General features: G+C 61.5%; 16 protein-coding genes and 1 pseudogene. 9 read left to right on the top strand and 8 right to left on the bottom strand.

Annotated elements, in window-relative coordinates; genetic code table 11:
- Positions 1-219, bottom strand: a pseudogene (locus tag ACK59H_RS20855) (hypothetical protein); the annotation flags it as partial.
- 46 nt (positions 220-265) lie between these two features.
- Between ACK59H_RS20855 and ACK59H_RS20850 the strand changes: the two are divergent.
- Positions 266-958 carry a response regulator transcription factor gene (locus ACK59H_RS20850; RefSeq protein ID WP_060479666.1) on the top strand — a complete coding sequence of 231 codons (693 nt, stop codon included), beginning with the start codon at positions 266-268 and terminating at the stop codon, positions 956-958.
- Positions 955-2,214, top strand: a complete 1,260-nt coding sequence (locus tag ACK59H_RS20845; RefSeq protein ID WP_409264846.1) for an ATP-binding protein — start codon at positions 955-957, stop codon at positions 2,212-2,214. The genes ACK59H_RS20850 and ACK59H_RS20845 overlap by 4 nt, the downstream gene beginning before the upstream one ends.
- A 6-nt stretch (positions 2,215-2,220) precedes the next feature.
- Here ACK59H_RS20845 and ACK59H_RS20840 read toward each other — a convergent pair whose 3' ends face one another.
- Positions 2,221-2,922: a DUF3053 domain-containing protein gene (locus ACK59H_RS20840; RefSeq protein ID WP_060479664.1), complete on the bottom strand. Its 702-nt coding sequence runs from the start codon at positions 2,920-2,922 to the stop codon at positions 2,221-2,223.
- 128 nt (positions 2,923-3,050) lie between these two features.
- Between ACK59H_RS20840 and ACK59H_RS20835 the strand changes: the two genes are divergently transcribed.
- The 3 genes from ACK59H_RS20835 (at position 3,051) to ACK59H_RS20825 (ending at position 5,398) form a co-directional block, all read left to right on the top strand.
- Complete coding sequence (locus tag ACK59H_RS20835) at positions 3,051-3,266, top strand: hypothetical protein (RefSeq protein ID WP_081016685.1); 216 nt, start codon at positions 3,051-3,053, stop codon at positions 3,264-3,266.
- Positions 3,267-3,448: 182 nt separating this feature from the next.
- On the top strand, positions 3,449-3,769 hold the full coding sequence (locus tag ACK59H_RS20830) for a hypothetical protein (protein ID WP_060479663.1): 321 nt from the start codon (positions 3,449-3,451) through the stop codon (positions 3,767-3,769).
- Positions 3,770-4,045: 276 nt separating this feature from the next.
- Positions 4,046-5,398: a PAS domain-containing protein gene (locus tag ACK59H_RS20825; protein ID WP_060479662.1), complete on the top strand. Its 1,353-nt coding sequence runs from the start codon at positions 4,046-4,048 to the stop codon at positions 5,396-5,398.
- Positions 5,399-5,504: 106 nt separating this feature from the next.
- Here the strand turns inward: ACK59H_RS20825 and ACK59H_RS20820 are convergent, their stop codons facing one another.
- From ACK59H_RS20820 to ACK59H_RS20805, 4 genes are read right to left on the bottom strand one after another with little or no spacing between them, the layout of a single operon-like run.
- Positions 5,505-6,518, bottom strand: a complete 1,014-nt coding sequence (locus tag ACK59H_RS20820) for an XdhC family protein (RefSeq protein WP_060479661.1) — start codon at positions 6,516-6,518, stop codon at positions 5,505-5,507.
- A gap of 12 nt (positions 6,519-6,530) precedes the next feature.
- Positions 6,531-7,877, bottom strand: coding sequence for a c-type cytochrome (locus tag ACK59H_RS20815; RefSeq protein ID WP_409264845.1), 1,347 nt, complete (start codon positions 7,875-7,877; stop codon positions 6,531-6,533).
- A gap of 18 nt (positions 7,878-7,895) precedes the next feature.
- Positions 7,896-10,145 carry a xanthine dehydrogenase family protein molybdopterin-binding subunit gene (locus tag ACK59H_RS20810; RefSeq protein ID WP_060479659.1) on the bottom strand — a complete coding sequence of 750 codons (2,250 nt, stop codon included), beginning with the start codon at positions 10,143-10,145 and terminating at the stop codon, positions 7,896-7,898.
- Positions 10,145-10,600 carry a (2Fe-2S)-binding protein gene (locus ACK59H_RS20805; RefSeq protein WP_060479658.1) on the bottom strand — a complete coding sequence of 152 codons (456 nt, stop codon included), beginning with the start codon at positions 10,598-10,600 and terminating at the stop codon, positions 10,145-10,147. The genes ACK59H_RS20810 and ACK59H_RS20805 overlap by 1 nt, the downstream gene beginning before the upstream one ends.
- A gap of 246 nt (positions 10,601-10,846) precedes the next feature.
- On the opposite strand from ACK59H_RS20805, the gene ACK59H_RS20800 reads away from it, so the two are divergent.
- Positions 10,847-13,033: an OsmC domain/YcaO domain-containing protein gene (locus ACK59H_RS20800; protein WP_060479657.1), complete on the top strand. Its 2,187-nt coding sequence runs from the start codon at positions 10,847-10,849 to the stop codon at positions 13,031-13,033.
- Positions 13,034-13,127: 94 nt separating this feature from the next.
- Here the strand turns inward: ACK59H_RS20800 and ACK59H_RS20795 are convergent, their stop codons facing one another.
- Complete coding sequence (locus tag ACK59H_RS20795) at positions 13,128-13,427, bottom strand: hypothetical protein (protein ID WP_409264843.1); 300 nt, start codon at positions 13,425-13,427, stop codon at positions 13,128-13,130.
- Between the two features lie 173 nt (positions 13,428-13,600).
- Here ACK59H_RS20795 and ACK59H_RS20790 point away from each other — a divergent pair, with 173 nt between their 5' ends.
- The 3 genes from ACK59H_RS20790 (at position 13,601) to ACK59H_RS20780 (ending at position 15,985) form a co-directional block, all read left to right on the top strand.
- Positions 13,601-14,029 carry a DUF2231 domain-containing protein gene (locus tag ACK59H_RS20790; RefSeq protein ID WP_060479655.1) on the top strand — a complete coding sequence of 143 codons (429 nt, stop codon included), beginning with the start codon at positions 13,601-13,603 and terminating at the stop codon, positions 14,027-14,029.
- Entirely contained in the window at positions 14,026-15,315 is a 1,290-nt protein-coding gene (locus ACK59H_RS20785; RefSeq protein ID WP_060479654.1) for a sorbosone dehydrogenase family protein, read from the top strand. Before ACK59H_RS20790 ends, ACK59H_RS20785 begins: the two co-directional genes overlap by 4 nt.
- Positions 15,316-15,478: 163 nt before the next feature.
- Complete coding sequence (locus ACK59H_RS20780) at positions 15,479-15,985, top strand: DMT family transporter (RefSeq protein ID WP_060479668.1); 507 nt, start codon at positions 15,479-15,481, stop codon at positions 15,983-15,985.
- Here the strand turns inward: ACK59H_RS20780 and ACK59H_RS20775 are convergent, their stop codons facing one another.
- Positions 15,986-16,891 (bottom strand): LysR family transcriptional regulator, encoded by a 906-nt coding sequence (locus ACK59H_RS20775; RefSeq protein WP_060479653.1) that lies wholly within the window; start codon positions 16,889-16,891, stop codon positions 15,986-15,988. It abuts the gene before it with no gap.
- Positions 16,892-16,962: the final 71 nt, after the last annotated feature.

Below are 16,962 nucleotides of genomic sequence, written 5' to 3'. Positions count from 1 at the left end.
GCGGATGTCGGCGATCCTGAACGACTCGGCCTGGGCTAAGGAAGCATTGAGCACGAGGAGGGAGAGCAACAGTCGCGGGTAGTTCATCGAAGGTTCCAGGCGGGCATTAAAGAGCAGCGCGGGGCTGCCGGGAAGCGGGCGATGAGCATACGGGCGGGCTGTGTACGGCGCCGTTAACCGAGGGTAAAGATGTGTAAAGTTTGCCCACTTGCTGTTCATGCAAGGCGATCATTGCACCTCTGCAGAGGCTGGCACCTGACCCACCATGATTCCCGTACTGCTGGTCGATGACGACCGCGAACTAACCGAAATGCTTGCCCTTTACCTGGCGCGCGAGGGCTTTCAGGCCACGGCCGTGGCCACTGGCGAGGAGGGCGAGGCGCGTGCCTTGAGCGGGCACTATCGTCTGGTGGTGCTGGACGTGATGTTGCCAGGCATCTCAGGCATCGAAGTGCTACGGCGCATTCGTGCGCAGAGCCAAGTGCCGGTGCTGTTATTGACTGCACGTGGTGACAACATTGACCGTATCGCCGGGCTGGAGCTTGGCGCCGATGACTATGTTCCCAAGCCCAGCTCACCCGGTGAACTGGTGGCCCGCCTGCGGGCGATCCTGCGCAGAGTGCATCCGCAAATATTGGCCGAGAGTCAGGGCGCAGAGGCGATAGGCCGCGGCGCGCTGACCCTGTGGCCGGCCCGGCGCAAGGCGCAGTGGGGGGCGAAACCGCTGGACCTGACCGGTACAGAATTCAGTCTGCTCGAAGCCCTGGTGCGCCAAGCGGGGCAGTTGGTGAGCAAGCAGGATTTGTCGCTCAACGCCTTGGGACGGCCGCTGACCGCCTATGACCGGCGCATCGATGTGCATATCAGCAGCATCCGCCAGAAGCTCGGCCCGCGCGTCGATGGCAGCAGTTGGATCCAGAGCGTGCGCGGCATGGGTTACATGCTGATCGTCGAATGATACGCCGGCGCCTGTTCTGGAAGCTGTTCGTGGCATTCTGGCTGGCCAACAGCCTGACTTTCCTGGTCGGTGCCGGCGCCTTCATGCTCGACGAATTGCGCGGTGACACCCCAGGGTTGCGCTCAATGCTGGCCACCGAGCTGAACCTGCTACACCGCTATGGCGAACAGGCTGGCCGTCAATACTTGCAGGTTTCACCTCAGCCTCCAGAGGTGCAGGTCGGCTTGTATGACGGCACCGGCCACCTGCTGGCCGGGCGTGCCGTGCAAACGCCGCGTTTTGAAAGGGCGCTGCTCGACGAAGGCGGGCGAGCCTTGGTGCTGCGCGCCTCGGTACCCGCCCGCCTGAACGAGGCGCCACCTCCGCGCGCGATGGGGCCATTGCTGACCGGAACGCTGATGAGTGCTCTGTTCGCCTTTTTGTGCAGTCTTTATCTGACCCGACCGTTGGCCTGGCTGCGTGAGGCCATGGGCCAGGTTGCCCAAGGCCGGTTCGATGTACGTATACGCCCGCGTCTGGGACGGCGCCGCGATGAGATCGTCGAGCTGGCCGAAGACTGTGACCGCATGACTGGGCAGCTCAAAGCGTTGGTCGAGGCGCAGCAGCAACTGCTTCACGATATCTCCCACGAACTGCGCTCGCCTTTGACTCGCTTGCACGTTGCCATCGGGCTGCTGCGCCAGCAGCCTGAGCGCACGCAGATGCTTGGGCGCATCGAGCGCGAATCGCGGCGCATGGATGACTTGATCGAGCAACTATTGACCTTGGCGAGGGTGCAGTCGCAACAGACCAGCAGCGAGCATGGCCAGCTGGATGTCGTCGAGTTGCTGGCCCAGATCGTCGAAGATGCCCGCTTCGAAGCCAGTATGAAACAGGCGCAGGTCACCCTGCAGGGTGCCAGCGCATTCGTCACCAAGGGGCATGAAGAACTGCTGTATCGTGCTTTCGAGAACGTGATCCGTAACGCCGTGCGCTATACCGCAGCGGGCAGTGAAGTGCGGGTCGAGGCCTTGCTGATCGGCGCTGGCGACCAGCTGCAGGTACTGATCGTTGACCAGGGGCCGGGGGTAGAAGCATCCCGCCTGCAGCGCATTTTCGAACCGTTCGACCGCGGTGGGCAGCAGGGTGGCGATGGCTTCGGCCTGGGGTTAGCCATCGCTCGCCGCGCCGTCGAGCTGCACGCAGGCGCTATCACTGCAAATCTGGGCGAGCGTGGCGGCTTGAGCGTGGCGATCATGCTGCCACGCCTGGATTGATGGGGTTCAGCGACCGAGCATCACAGTCTTAAGCTGCGCCTGAGCCTGCTGCACGGTTTTGGCCTGATTGGTCAGGTCCTGCAGCAACGCGTTGAGTTGCGCCTGCACCGTAGGGTCGGTGACCTTGACGACCGGCCCGTTGATCTGGATCTGTGCTTTATGAGCTTCGACGTAGTCGGCCACTTTCAGGCTACTGTCGAGGGTGCCGTTGATCTGCGGCAGCACCTGGAGGAAGGTATCGGCCGGCACGCTGACAGTGCGGGCGTACGCTTTGTCGTAGACCACTTTGAGATCTTCCGGCTGCTTGAGCTGAGCATGGGCGCTATCGGCCTTGGCTTTTTGCACTTGCAGCTCGCTGCCCATGTCGTTAAGGCCGGTCTGTACTGCTTTGATGTCGTCACGGCGGCTGGTGATATCGTCTAGCGAACGCACCGCGCCTTTTTGCAGCAGGCCGCCAAGGGGCTTGACGGCGTCATCCATGGCGCTATTGAAGTGGGTAATGACCGCGTAGTGGTCGCTGTAGGGGCCGAACGCCTTCGACTCATCGGCGCTGAGCTTGGGAACGTGAACGCCGGGCTTGTCGATGATGCGGGTTTGCAGGAATTCGCTGAAGGCAGCGCGTTGCTTGGGTTCGTTGTCGCCGCAGGCAGCGAGTGCGAGAGGCAGGGCGAGGGCAAGCAACCACGTGGGGCGGAACGAGACGTTCATGTCGATGAAACTCCATAGGGATTGAGGCACGCCAGCTGGCAAGCTGGCGTGGCGCTCAAGGGTAGCGGGTTTTCAGCGCTGGATCCAATGTTCGCCATGCGCACCCACGGCCAAGTGAATCCCCCGACTTGCCGCCCTCGCTCGAGCGCCCGGCCGTGCTGTATCCGCCACAGGCGCTGTTACGCTTGTGGATGACTGTCTGCAACCGTATCAGCCCGGCACGCGTCGATAGGTTTCGACAGGATCGGTTGCTGCTCAAGCTTGCAGAGCGATTGATGCCCGATGCCCAGGTACGTCGCCAGGTCATGTGGGACACCCCGCAGCGGCTGTTTGGCTTTTGCTGATATTACGCAGTCGACAGTACCGCCCCCGGCTCATGGCCGTATGGCGCGCGCCGCTAGGGGCATGGGCCTGAGTTGTGGTATACAACCATCAAGCACACCACCTTCGCTGGCATCCGGATGCGTCGCGGCGGTTGGGTGAATTTCTCGCACTTGCTCCACTACTGTGAAACGGAGATTCGAAGATGACCGCCACCGACCGTCTAAGCCTGCTGCAGTACGAGCACCTGGGCCTGGACGATGTTGCCGCTGCCGAGTTCAAGGTGGCGCTGGAGGAGCTACGCAAACTGGCGCTGGAAGACCGTTACGAGCACCCCGCAGCACTGCACCTGGGTGATATCGCCGACGCCGAAAACCGTCAGGAACTGGCTGAAACCAAAGCTTGGGGAATCGGCTTTCTGCAAGGGCTGACCTGTGCCAAGGCTTTCAACCAGGAGCAACTGGAGGCGCTCAGGCGGGTATTCCAAGCTGCCGCCGACCGCGCTATCAAGCGCATGTGCCGATAAACGCAAGATTGGGAATCTGCCGCTGTCTGCAATGGACAGCGGCAATCAGTTAACCCCCGGATGTGCATGCGAAACACGCAGCCGCATGCACAGTCGTGCCGTACAGTGTTCACCGGCACATCGGCTTTTTTTCGACTTTACTCTCAAGCATCGATGCCAAATCTTCATGTTTTGACCGCAACCTGTACGGGCGGCTCGCAGTAGCGCGGGCTGGCGTCGAGCCAGGCGAGCTCGCCCGGCTGCATCAGGCGGTTGAACAAGGGTATGGGGGCCCGCATGAAGCTACGCGCTAAACTGCTCTGGCTGTTAGTCCCGCCGCTGCTGCTGGTGTTGCTGCTCATCTACTTCGCAGCCCAGAGCATGCTGCTGGCGCCCCAGGACAAACAGGACGAACGCCTGCTGGTTGCCGAAGCCGAACGCCTGCGGGCGTTGCTAGGCAGTACTTTCGAGCGTGACGCCAACCGCCTGCGGCAATGGGCCCAGGCGCTACCGGGGGCCGTACCAGCGGCCTTCCCGCTGGATGCTGCCACGTTGGGCCGCAGCGGTTTCGACTTCATCGGCTATTTTGCCAATGGCATGCGCCGGCAGAGTTGGCGGCCGCTTGACCTCACGACGCTGGAACGCCTCTCTGGCGTTCGACCCTTCAGCTTGCAGGCGCTGCATGAAGGCGCTGAGCAGCAATTGGTGCGTCTGCTCCAGGCCCAGGATGTGGCGCCGCCTGCGCAATTACTGGCAGTTTTCAGGGTGCCGCTGATCATCGTGGCAGTCGATACCGCTCGCAGCGGCGAACGGGCCGGCGGTGTACTGCTGGCCGGCACCTTCATGGACCGCAAGCGAATCACCATGCTGCAGCAACAATTGGGCGGCGAGCTGGCCTGGCTGCCTGTGACCAGCGAGCAGCAGCGGCCAGCGCTTCAGACTGAATTGATGAGCATCGGTAATCGCAAGGTAGTCGATGGCCGCCATCAGAGTATCGACCTGCTGTTTCATGACAGCCTGGGTGAGCCGCAACTGCGGCTGCAATTGACCCGTGAACGCCACCTTTATCTGGAGGGCGAGCAGCAGCTAACTATCTTTCTCGGCGTAACATTCGGGCTTATCTGCCTGGGATGGCTATTGATCTACCTTGCACTGAACGTGAATCTACTGCGACGCATTGCGCGCTTGCATCGCGAACTGCTCGCCGTGGCTGGGTCAGCGGTCGGGCGACGCCTGACAGATGACAGCGTTGACGAATTGGGCACCCTGGCACGCGAAGCGAACCGTGTGCTCGACCGCCTTGAGCAAAACGAAGCCCGCGACCGGGTGATTCTCCAAGCAATGCGAGACGGCTATTTCGAGCTTGACGAGCTGGCCAGGATTGCGTCAGTAAACCCCGCGTTCTGCACGTTGCTTGGTTACCCGGCGGTTCAGCTGCTTGGGCGCTCCTTCGCCTCACTGCAAGCGCCGCAGCCTCCAAGCCCTGATATAGCCTCGGTAATCGCTGAAACCGAGCCCGGGGCGTCAGTCTGGACTGCACTGCGCTGCGCCGATGGCAGCATTGGCCAGTTCGAAATGCAGATTTTCAGGCGCCACAGCGCCGCAGGGCGCCTGATCGGCTATCGCGGCGTTCTTCATACAATCAGCTAGCGTGCATCACATAGCCCCCTGGCTGACCTGAATCGCCTTTCGCTACGCCTGGGCTGATTCAGACGACCGCAGGCATTTCAAAACGCGCGTCCAAGGGATTGGTAGCTTAATCCTGAGCCTCAAGCGCCCGCTTGGCGGCGCTGACATCGACCGCGCTCGGCAAGGTAATACCGTTCTTGGCCGCCAGGATTTCGGCCATGACACTGACGGCAATCTCCGCAGGGGTCTTGCTGCCGATATAGATGCCAATCGGCCCGTGCAGCCGTTGCAGTGAGGCTTCGGTTTCGCCGAAATGCTCGATCAGGCGCTCACGGCGCAACTGGTTATTGCGCCGTGAGCCGATCACGCCAATGTAAAATGCAGGGCTGCGCAACGCCTCGAGCAGTGCCAGGTCGTCGAGCTTGGGGTCATGGCTTAGGCCCACGATGCAACTGCGCAGGTCGGGGGTAAAAGCGCGCACTACGTCATCCGGCATGCCGACGATCTTCTCCACACCTGCAACATCCCACCCGTCCATGTATTCGGGGCGAGGGTCGCAGACAGCCACCTTGAAGCCATTGAACAGCGCCATGGTTGCCAGGTATTCGGCCAGCACTCCGGCACCGATCAGCAGTAGGCGATACCCCGGCCCGAGGGGGTTGCCCATCATTTTGCCGTCGAACTGGAACGGTTCAGGTGCCACGCTGGTGGTCAATTGAACCTGACCGCTCTGCAGGTTCAGCTCACGGCGCACCAGGTTGCCATCCTCCAGTAGCTGTAGCAGTTGCCCCAGGCTTGCCAGCGCTGGGTCGAATTCTAGGATCAACTCCAGCGTACCGCCACAGGGGAGGCCGAAGCGGTGGGCTTCATCGGCGCTGACACCATAGCGCACCACCTGCGGTGGGCTTGATGGCATCCCCTCGCCGCGGTAGGCGGTGGTGTAACGATGGATGAGATCGTCTTCGATGCAGCCACCCGATACGCTCCCCACCACCCGGCCGTCGCCGCGCAAGGCCATCATCGAACCTACTGGCCGGGGCGATGAGCCCCAGGTGCGGGCGACGGTGGCCAGCAGTACGCGTTCGCCCGCCAGCAGCCAATCGTGTGCGCTACGCAGCACCAACAAGTCGATACTTTCCATTGGCCCGGGCCCTCAACGCATGTGCAGAATGATTGGGCTGCTGCTGGCCGGGTCGGTGTGCCCACGTAGCTTGCTCACTGCCTGCGCGTCCACCGTGCCACCGTTATTGCCCCAGGCGCTGCGCACGAAACTGAGCACCGCCGCGATCTGCGGGTCCGTCAACTGTTCGCGGAAGGCGGGCATGCGGTAAGCATCCGGTATTCCGGCGGCGACTACGCGCTGCGAGCCGTTGAGGGTAATGTTGATCGCCGAGGCGTTTTCGCGGGCCAATGCCGAAGTGGCACCGGCCAGCGGTGGCATCCATTGCCCCTGACCCTTGCCATCGAGGCCATGGCAACTGGCGCAACGGGTCACGTAAGTGTGCGCGCCGGGGTCGTCCAACCGTGTTGCTGCCGACAACGCTTGATACTGCCAAGGCGCACCGTCGCGTTCAGGGTCGCCGGGCAGGGATTTGAGGTAGCGAGCAATAGCGTTCAGGTCTTCATCGTGCATGAACTGGGTGGAGTTGTTGAACGCTTCGGTCATGGACCCGTAGACGACCGCATGCCGATTGCGGCCTGTCTTGAGGAACTGAACGATTTCAGCCTCGCTCCAACGGCCAAGGCCGGTGTTTGGGTCGCTGCGAAGGCTGGGGGCGTACCAGCCATCGAGCAGGGCGCCGGCCAGGTAAGGTTTACCGTCTTCATCAAGCGCCTTTTCATTGAACGCGAGGCCGCGCGGGGTGTGACAGCTGCCGCAATGGCCTGGGCCCTGAACGATGTAGGCGCCGCGGTTCCACAACGCATCCTGCCCGGCCTTATCGGCGTAAGGGGCCTTGGCGGCGAACAGCCCATTCCACAAGGCAATGGGCCAGCGCATATTCAACGGCCAGGGGATATCGCTTGGCAGGTTTGCCTGATGAGCTGGCTGCACACCACTCATGAAGAAGGCGTACAGCGCCTGCACATCGTCATCGCTGAGTTTGGCGTAAGAGGGGTAGGGCATGGCTGGATACAACCGACGACCGCCGGGCGCCACCCCATGGCGTACGGCGCGATCGAAATCAGCCAGGCTGTAATTGCCGATACCCGTCTCGCGGTCAGGGGTGACATTGGTCGCATGGATGGTACCCAAGGGCGTGGCCATGGCCAAACCACCGGCAAAGGGCTTGCTGTCGGGCAGGCTGTGGCAAGCGACGCAATCGCTCAGCCTGGCGACATACTCGCCGCGGCTGACCTGCGCGGGGTCAAATTGTGGTGTTTGGTCGGTGTTGAAGGGGCTGGCTGGTTCGCGGGTCACGTACCAGGCCAGCAGGCCGGCCGCGATCAAGCACGGCACGGCCAGCCAGCCAGCGGCTCTGGCGAAACGACGATGGCTCATTGGGCAGTCCTTTTCCGGTCAGCTGAAGGTATGGCGGCTCAAGGGCAGGCTACGCACCCGTTGGCCGGTCAACTGCGCCACGGCATTGGCCACGGCAGGCGCCACTGCCGGCAACGGCGGCTCACCGATGCCACCCATCTTTGCTCCGCTCTCGACGATACGTACATGCACCCGAGCCATACGCGAGGGTGGCAGGATTGGGTACAAGTCGTAGTTGCGAGCACGGGGCTTGCCATCGATGAAGACCGCTTCCTCCACCAGCGTCTGCGACAGCCCCAGTGCCACTGCACTGTTGACCTGATGCTCGATGATCGAGGGGTTGACTATGCTGCCTGGGTCAATCGCCTGCCATATGTCATGCACCTTGACCTGACCGTTTTCGATGGACACCTCAGCGATGGCCGCCGCTTGCGAGCCAAACGGTGAAGCCATGGCAATGCCACGGGCGCGCCTGCTGCCGTCCTCAGCGGTGAATGGCCCGCGCTTCCAGCCTCCGGACAGTTCGGCCACCGCGTGCAGCAGGTTGGTCAGGCGCTGATTGTCACGCAACAAGTGCAGGCGAAGTTCGTAAGGATCCTTGCCGCCCTTGTCGGCCAATTCGTCGAGGAATGATTCGTAGAAGAAGTCGTTCAACGAGTTGCCCACCGAGCGCCAGTAACCAAGCATTGCTGGGCCTTTTACATAGATCTGAGCGACCCGCTTGTTGGCGATGGCGTAGGCTTTGCCCGAAAGCCCCTCTACAGCAGTGGGGTCGACCTTCTCGCTTTGTTTGCCCGCGAGGGCTTCGGTGGGCCCTTCGGTGGCGCTGATCGCTTCGAGGGCTACCGGTAGCCCGTCGGCATCCAGCGCTGCGCGGAACTTGACCACCGCCACCGGGCGTAGCACGTCGCGCAAGAACTCTTCCTCACGGCTCCATATCAGCTTGACCGGGCGATTGACCGCTTTGGCCAGGGCAATGGCTTGTGGATAGGGATTGGCCGAGTCGTAGAGGAAATGGCGACCGAAGAAGCCGCCGAGCAGCGGCGAGTGCAAGGTGATTTGAGCCGCGTCCAGGCCGGTGCGCTTGGCGATGTCATCGCGGAACATGTCCGGGGCCTGGTTAGGCAGCCACACCTCGAGGGTTCCATCAGGGTTGAAGCGAGCGATGGCGGACGGCGGCTCGAGCTGGGCATGGTTGAGGTACTGGTTCTGGTAGCTGGCTTGGACCGTGGTCTTGGCATTGGCCAAGGCACTTTCAACGTCCCCTTCATGTTCATCGTCGCGGGCAGGACCTTGCGCATTGGCCAAGTGCTCTCGCCAGCCATCGCTTGAGAAGTCTGCCGGCATTGCCCGCACCTGGCTGTCGGCCTCAGGCTCTTTCCAGTCCACCTGAATCGCCTCGACGGCGCGCTTGGCGTGCCACCAGCGCTCGGCCACCACGGCTACCGCCCCTGGCAGCTGGTGCACCGAATGCACCCCTTTCATGCCCTGGACCTGCGCCTGATTGCGTAGGCTGCCCACGGTCATGCCCAGGCGCGGCGCATGCTGCACGGCGGCATGCAGCATGCCGTCGACCTTGATATCGATGCAGTACTGGGCCTTGCCCGTGGATTTGTCGTAGGCATCCAAGCGCGGTACTGGTTTGCCGATCCAGCGGAACTGGCTGGGGTCGCGCAGTTTGACGCTGCCTGGATCCGGAACCGGCATGTCCATGGCGCGGCCGGCCAGTTCACCGTACGTCAGTGAGCGACCGGAGTTTGCGTGCACGACCTTGCCAGGCTCGGTGGTGAGCTCATCGACTGGCACGCGCCATTGCTCGGCGGCGGCCTGCAGCAGCATGGCTCGGCCAAGAGCGCCGAGCCGGCGCATGGTCGGGTAGCTCATGCGCACCGACATGCTACCGCCCGTGATGCGCATGCCATTTTCCATCACTACATAGGCTTCACCAGGCGGGGCGCTCTCGACCAGGAAATTGACAGGGTCAACGTCCAGTTCTTCGCCAACAATCTGCGCCATGGCCGTGAACGGGCCCTGACCGCCTTCCATGAATGGGCTGAGCAGGCGCACCTTGCCATCAGGGCGGATTTCCAGAAACGCCGGAACCTGGGTGCCGCGTTCTGCTGTGGCTGGCGTCGCCGCCTGTACCCGAGCCGACCCCAGTGGTAGGCCAAAACCTAGCACCAGTGCACCCACGGCGGTGCCAGCCAGGAAGCGACGACGCGACAGATTGACGGTTTCGCCCTTTTGCAACTCCATTAGCACTGCGCCATGATCGATGGGAGTATTCATCAGGCCTGCTCCCCTTGGGCGAGTGCATGCACCGCCGTGTAAATGGCGTTATAGGTGCCGCAGCGGCAGAGATTGACCATCGCCGCGTTGATCTGCTCATCGCTAGGTTTGGGGGTGTGCTTGAGCAGCGCCGTGGCCGCCATGACCTGACCAGATTGGCAGTAGCCGCATTGCGCCACTTGGTGCTTGACCCAAGCTGCGACCACACGCTTGCCGACTTCATCGGCCTCTACCGCTTCGATGGTGGTGACTTCGCGGCCAACCACGCCGGCTACTGGGGTGACACAGGCACGCACAACGTTGCCATCGACCAACACTGAACACGCACCGCACTGGGCCAGGCCACAACCATACTTGGTGCCAGTCATGCCCAGGTCGTCGCGCAGTACCCACAGCAACGGCGTGTCGGCATCGGCGTCGACCTGGTAGGTCGTCTGGTTGATACGAAGTTCCATGGCTCACCTGCTGATCATCGGTTGATGGCATTGACTGTCGACTGGGGGATTCGTTGCCCCCCAATCCAGAAACGCTAGCACACAGATACGACCACTGGTCAGGTTGCAGATGGGGGTTCGCAGGATCAGGCAAGCAATCCGTTGGATTGGGTAGGCGCACGGGATGGCGAAGGGGACTTCCGGGGCAAAAACCCGGATAATGCCGGCCAATTTCGTTTTGCACGCTTAAATCACGGTACTGTCCGCATGGAAATCAAAGTCAACTTTCTCGACAACCTTCGTCTTGAAGCCAAATTCGACGACTTCACGGTGATCGCCGATCAGCCGATCCGCTACAAAGGCGATGGTTCGGCCCCTGGCCCGTTCGACTATTTCCTGGCGTCCTCGGCGCTGTGTGCGGCGTACTTCGTCAAGCTCTACTGCCAGACCCGCGATATCCCCACGGAGAATATTCGCCTGTCGCAGAACAATATCGTCGACCCGGAAAACCGCTACAACCAGATCTTCAAGATTCAGGTCGAGCTGCCTGAGGACATTTCCGAAAAGGATCGTCAGGGCATCTTGCGCTCGATCGATCGCTGCACCGTGAAAAAAGTCGTGCAGACCGGCCCTGAGTTCATCATCGAGCAGGTCGACAACCTCGACGCCGATGCCCAGGGCCTGCTGATGCCGGTGGCCGAAACCACCACCTACATTCCCGGCAAGGACCTGCCGCTGGAACAGACCATCGCCAACATGTCCGGTATCCTCGCAGGCCTGGGCATGAAGATCGAAATCGCCTCGTGGCGCAACATCGTGCCTAACGTCTGGTCGCTGCACGTACGCGATGCGCAGTCGCCGATGTGCTTCACCAACGGCAAGGGCTCGACCAAAGAGGCCGCGCTGGCCTCGGCGCTGGGTGAGTTCATCGAGCGGCTGAACTGCAACTTCTTCTACAACGACCAGTTCTGGGGTGAGGACATTGCCAATGCGCCGTTCGTGCATTATCCGAACGAGCAATGGTTCAAGCCTGGGCCTAAAGACGCTCTGCCCACGCAGATTCTCGATGAGCACTGCTTAGGCATCTACAACCCAGAGGGCGAGTTGCGCGGTTCGCACCTGTACGACACCAACTCGGGCAACACCGAGCGCGGCATCTGTTCGCTGCCATTCGTGCGCCAGTCCGATCAACAGGTGGTGTACTTTCCCTCCAACCTGATCGAAAACCTGTTCCTGAGCAACGGCATGAGCGCTGGCAACACCTTGGCCGAGGCCCAGGTGCAGTGCCTGTCGGAAATTTTCGAGCGTGCCGTCAAACGCGAGATCCTCGAAGGGGAGCTGGCCCTGCCGGACGTTCCGCCGCACGTGCTGGCCAAGTATCCGGGCATCCTGGCCGGTATACAGGGCCTGGAGGAGCAGGGGTTCCCGGTGTTGGTCAAGGACGCATCGCTCGGCGGTGAGTTCCCAGTGATGTGCGTGACACTCATGAACCCGCGTACCGGCGGGGTATTCGCCTCGTTCGGTGCCCATCCAAGCTTCGAAGTGGCGCTTGAGCGTAGCCTTACCGAGCTGCTGCAAGGGCGCAGCTTCGAGGGGCTGAACGACCTGCCGCAACCGACCTTCGAAAGCCATGCCCTCACCGAGCCGAACAACTTCGTAGAGCATTTCATCGATTCGAGCGGTGTGGTGTCGTGGCGCTTCTTCAGCGCCAAGGCCGACTTCGAGTTCGTCGAATGGGACTTCTCAGGCCACGGTGAGGACTCCAATAGCCAGGAAGCGGCAACCTTGTTCGGCATCCTCGAAGGCCTTGGCAAAGAGGTCTACATGGCCGTGTACGACGATCTCGGCGCCACTGCCTGTCGCATTCTGGTGCCAGGCTATTCCGAGATCTACCCAGTTGAAGACCTGATCTGGGACAACACCAACCGCGCTCTGGATTTTCGCGCCGACATTCTCAACCTGCACAGCCTCGACGACCGAGCGCTGCGCGCCCTGCGCCGACGCCTGAACAACCTCGACGTGGATGACTACACCACCATCACCACGCTGATTGGCGTTGAATTCGACGAGAATACGGTGTGGGGCCAGCTGACCATTCTGGAGCTCAAACTTCTGATCTGCCTTGCGCTCAAGCGCTTGGAGGATGCCAAGGAGCTGGTCGAGGCATTCCTGCAATTCAACGACAACACTGTCGATCGCGGGCTTTTCTACCAGGCGCTGAACGTGGTGTTGGAGGTGTACCTGGACGATGAGCTTGAAATCGCCGATTACGAGACCAACCTGCGGCGCATGTTCGGCAATGAGCGAATGGATGCAGCGCTGGGGTCGGTCGAGGCAAGCGTTCGATTCTACGGCCTGACGCCGACCAGCACGAAACTCGAAGGGCTGGACCGACATCTGCGCCTGATCGAAAGCTACAAGAAGCTGCATGCTGCCCGGGCAAAGTTCGCCTGAGCATTGGCAGGGCGCTGTGCGCCCGTTGGCGACGCAATTGGCTGGCCGCTACGGATGCCTCGCCGCCGTGTGCCGCGCCAGCCGGCATTGAACCTCAGGTCTTGCACTTGGCGAGCACTACCTGGCATGTGCCAGGTGTGCCGCCGGAGCGGCGGGCGTATCGGATGCAATTGTTCAACGATTTCTGCTTGGCGATGCCTAGGGTATTGCCCCAGGCAAGTCCGCCTTGACCAATGCTGGGCAACGCCTTGGCGAAACAGTTGGAACCAGGCGCCGCGGCATAGTAGCGCGCCTTTGTGCTTTTGCTCGAGCATCCGGCATTGACGACCAAGCTCACGGCCATCAGCACAGCTGCAGCCCAGCACGCCCTATGGCGTATGTTCTCGATGCCCATCCTGCCCCCTTGTCACCCGTGCGTGGAGTCTTCAAGACTACTTGCATCAAGCCAAGCGGTGAACTATCCGCACATCAAGGTGATCCCTTCTTAAGCGCACCCTGCGCACGCCTGATGGACCGAGCCGCGCGCCTGTCTGCCAGCCCCAGGTTACCGACTGATAAGGAGGCGCCGTGAGCGCTACTGAGCACACTCTTTACCGATGCACGCCCAGCCCGCTGCATGCGATTTTGCTGGCCGGCACGGTACCGTTGTTTCTCGGCGCACTGCTGAGCGACATTGCCTACTACATGAGCTATCAGATCCAGTGGAGCAACTTCGCCGCATGGCTGATAGCCGGTGGCTTGTTGTTCTGCGGGCTGGCGTTGTTGTTCGCCTTGGCCAACCTGGTGCGCGCTCGGCGCAAAGCAGGGCGGCCGACCCTTTACCTGCTGCTGCTGTTGGTGACGTGGGTGCTGGGCCTGATCAATGCTTTCGAACACGCCAAGGATGCCTGGGCAGTGATGCCCGCTGGGTTGGTGCTGTCGGTAATCGTCAGCATCCTGGCCTGCGTGGCCGCTGGGCTGGGCTTGAGCAATCTGCGTTCGGGAGTTGAAGCATGAAGCCATTGCACGCACTTTCTCTGTTGAGCGTGGCGCTGCTGTTGGCCGCCTGTGGTGGTGACGGTGAGCCGAATCAAGCGCTGGGCCCTGATCCGAAGCTGCCTGCGCCTGAGCGCGGGCTGTTGCCCAGTATGAAAATCGCCCAACCGGCGCAGTGGGGTGATCAGAAACCTACAGTGCCCGAGGGCTTTAGCATCACGGCCATCGCCACCGATCTGAAGATTCCGCGTCAAAGCCTGGTACTGCCCAATGGCGATATTCTGATCGCCGAGGGGCGTGGCGGCAGCGCCGCCAAGCTCAAGCCCAAGGATGTGATCGCCAGTCAGATAAAGGCCCAGGGCAATACCCAGGTCAAAGGTGGCAACCGTTTGACCCTGCTGCGCGATGCCGATGGTGATGGCACCTACGAGATGCAGACGGTGTTCGCCGATAACCTCAACGCGCCTTATGGGCTGGCCTATGCCGACGGCAAATTGTACGTCGCCAATCAGGATGCGCTGGTGAGTTTCGATTACCAGGATGGCCAGACCAAAGCCGGCGGCCCACCCAGCAAACTCACCGACCTGCCAGGGCAGGTCAATCATCACTGGACCAAATCGCTGACCATTAGCCCCGATGGCCGCTATCTGTATGTGGGCATAGGCTCCAATAGCAACATCACCGAGCGCGGCATGGAGGTGGAGATAGACCGCGCCATGGTCTGGCAGGTGGATGCGGTCACCGGAGCCCATAGGCCGTACGCCACCGGCCTGCGCAACCCAACTGCATTGACCATCCAGCCAGATACCGGCCAACTGTGGACGGTGGTCAACGAACGTGACGAACTGGGCCCGGACCTGGTACCGGACTATCTCACTTCGGTGCGTGAGGGCGGCTTCTACGGCTGGCCCTACAGCTACTGGGGGCAGAACGTAGATGAGCGCGTTAGGCCGCAGAACCCGGACAAGGTGGCTGCCGCCATCAAGCCGGATTACAGCTTGGGTTCCCACGTCGCTGCGCTGGGTGTCGATTTCTCTAATGCAGCGATGGGTGAGCGGTTTGCCGAAGGGGCGTTCGTGGGTGAACACGGCAGCTGGAACCGCCCGAACCCCGTCGGCTACAAAGTGATCTTCGTACCCTTCAAAGGCGGCAAGCCTGCAGGCGAGCCTATCGACTTTGCCACGGGCTTCCGTGGTGAAGATGGCAAGACCCGTGGCCGCCCAGTGGGGGTGACCGTCGACCCACGAGGCGCGCTGATCATCGCCGACGACCTGGCGAACACGGTGTGGCGGGTTACCCGCAAGTAAAGCTTGAGCCCCAGCCTGTCCTTTTCGCCATCATGTCGCGAAAGGGACAGGCTTCAGGGTGGGACATTCGTAGCACGAATGATCAGCGTGCATATTTTCGATTTCCATAATCAATGTTTATCAAGTGATGATCTGCTCATCTTGTATACCAATGGGCTCGATCATGATCTCCAAATCCATTTTTCTGACTGCTCTCCCGATATTGATGGCCTTGCTGGCGGGGTTGGTGCTGCCGTATCAGGCAGCAAGCAATGCCGCCGTTGGACGTGCGCTGGGGCACTGGTTGTGGGGGGCGTTCACCTCTCTGACGGTAAGTTCGCTGGTAGTGATTGCAGCGTTGCTGATTCTGCGTGTGCCCATGCCTGACCTGAGCAAGGCCGCGCAGGGGCCTTGGTGGCTATGGATTGGCGGCGTGCTGGGCGCGCTCTATGTGGCTGGCGCTGCAGCTTTGACACCCAAGCTGGGTACGGCAGGCTTTCTGGTCTTGGTGGTGGCAGGCCAGATTCTGACGTCGGTGATTGTCGATCATTTTGGTCTGGTGGGAGCTGCCAGCAAACCCGTGAACCTGGCCAGGGTAGCGGGTGTGTTGTTGATCCTTGGCGGCGTGTTGCTGGTGCAGGGAGGCTGGACCACGAGCCCAGAGCCCGGCCGAGCCATGATCGAGCGCTGATCAATGCTCTGACTGGCTACACGCCCACACGGCCTCGCGCAGCCAGCGATGGCCAGGGTCACTGTCCTTGCGTGCGTGCCAGGCCTGCTGATAGGCCAGTGCGGCTATGGGCAGCGGTGGGGCGAACTGGCGCAGAGAAGGGTGCAACTGCGGCCCGAGCGCGCGCTTGGCGACGGTAAGGATCAGGTCCGTGCCGCTCAGCACGTCCACTGCCGCGCTCCAGTGTGGCAACGCGAGGGCGATATGGCGCCGTAGACCTTGCTCTGTGAGGGCCTGCTCGATTTCATCATGGGCGTCGGGATGCATGGCCATGAGCACGTGAGGGCGCGTCAGCCACTGTTCTAGGGTGAGTTCGCCTGCAGCCGGCAGCACCTGATGGTCTGCGACACTGATGAAACTGTCTTCGAATAAGGTCCGGGTGATGATCCCGGCTGGAGGGTCCGGAAAAATCCCCAATGCCAGGTCCAGTTCACCATCGAGTAACTGGGCGAGCATGGTTTCACGGCTGGCCTGACTGATAGCCAGGTCGATCCCTGGGGCGACCCGGCGTAGGTAGCGCACCAGTGGTGGCAAAAGGATGCGCGAGGCGTAGTCCGACAATGACAGCCTGAAACGTCGGTGCGCCTGGCCAGGGTCGAACAGTGGTGCGGCCAACAAACCGTTGAGGCTGCCTAGGGCATCCTGCAGTGGTTTGGCCAACGCCTGCGCACGTGCGGTCAAGGTCATTTGGCCGCGTTGGCGAATCAGTAGGGGGTCGTCGAAATGTGCCCGCAACTGCGCCAAGGCGTGGCTAACCGCTGGTTGGCTGCGGTGCAGGCGCAAGGCCGCACGCGTCACGTGCTTCTCAGTGAGCAATGCGTGCAGCGCCAGCAGCAAGTTGAGGTCGATCTTGCGCAGCTCATCCATGGGGCGAATGCTTTCGTCGGCTGAATTGGAGTCAGATCAGTCTAACGAATTTCGCCCGATGCGTACTCAAT

The organism is Pseudomonas sp. KCJK9000, assembly GCF_046230725.1.
Taxonomy (GTDB): Bacteria; Pseudomonadota; Gammaproteobacteria; order Pseudomonadales; family Pseudomonadaceae; genus Aquipseudomonas; species Aquipseudomonas promysalinigenes.
The sequence above is the reverse complement of the archived record's forward strand: the minus strand, read 5'-3'. Positions and strand labels throughout refer to the sequence as shown.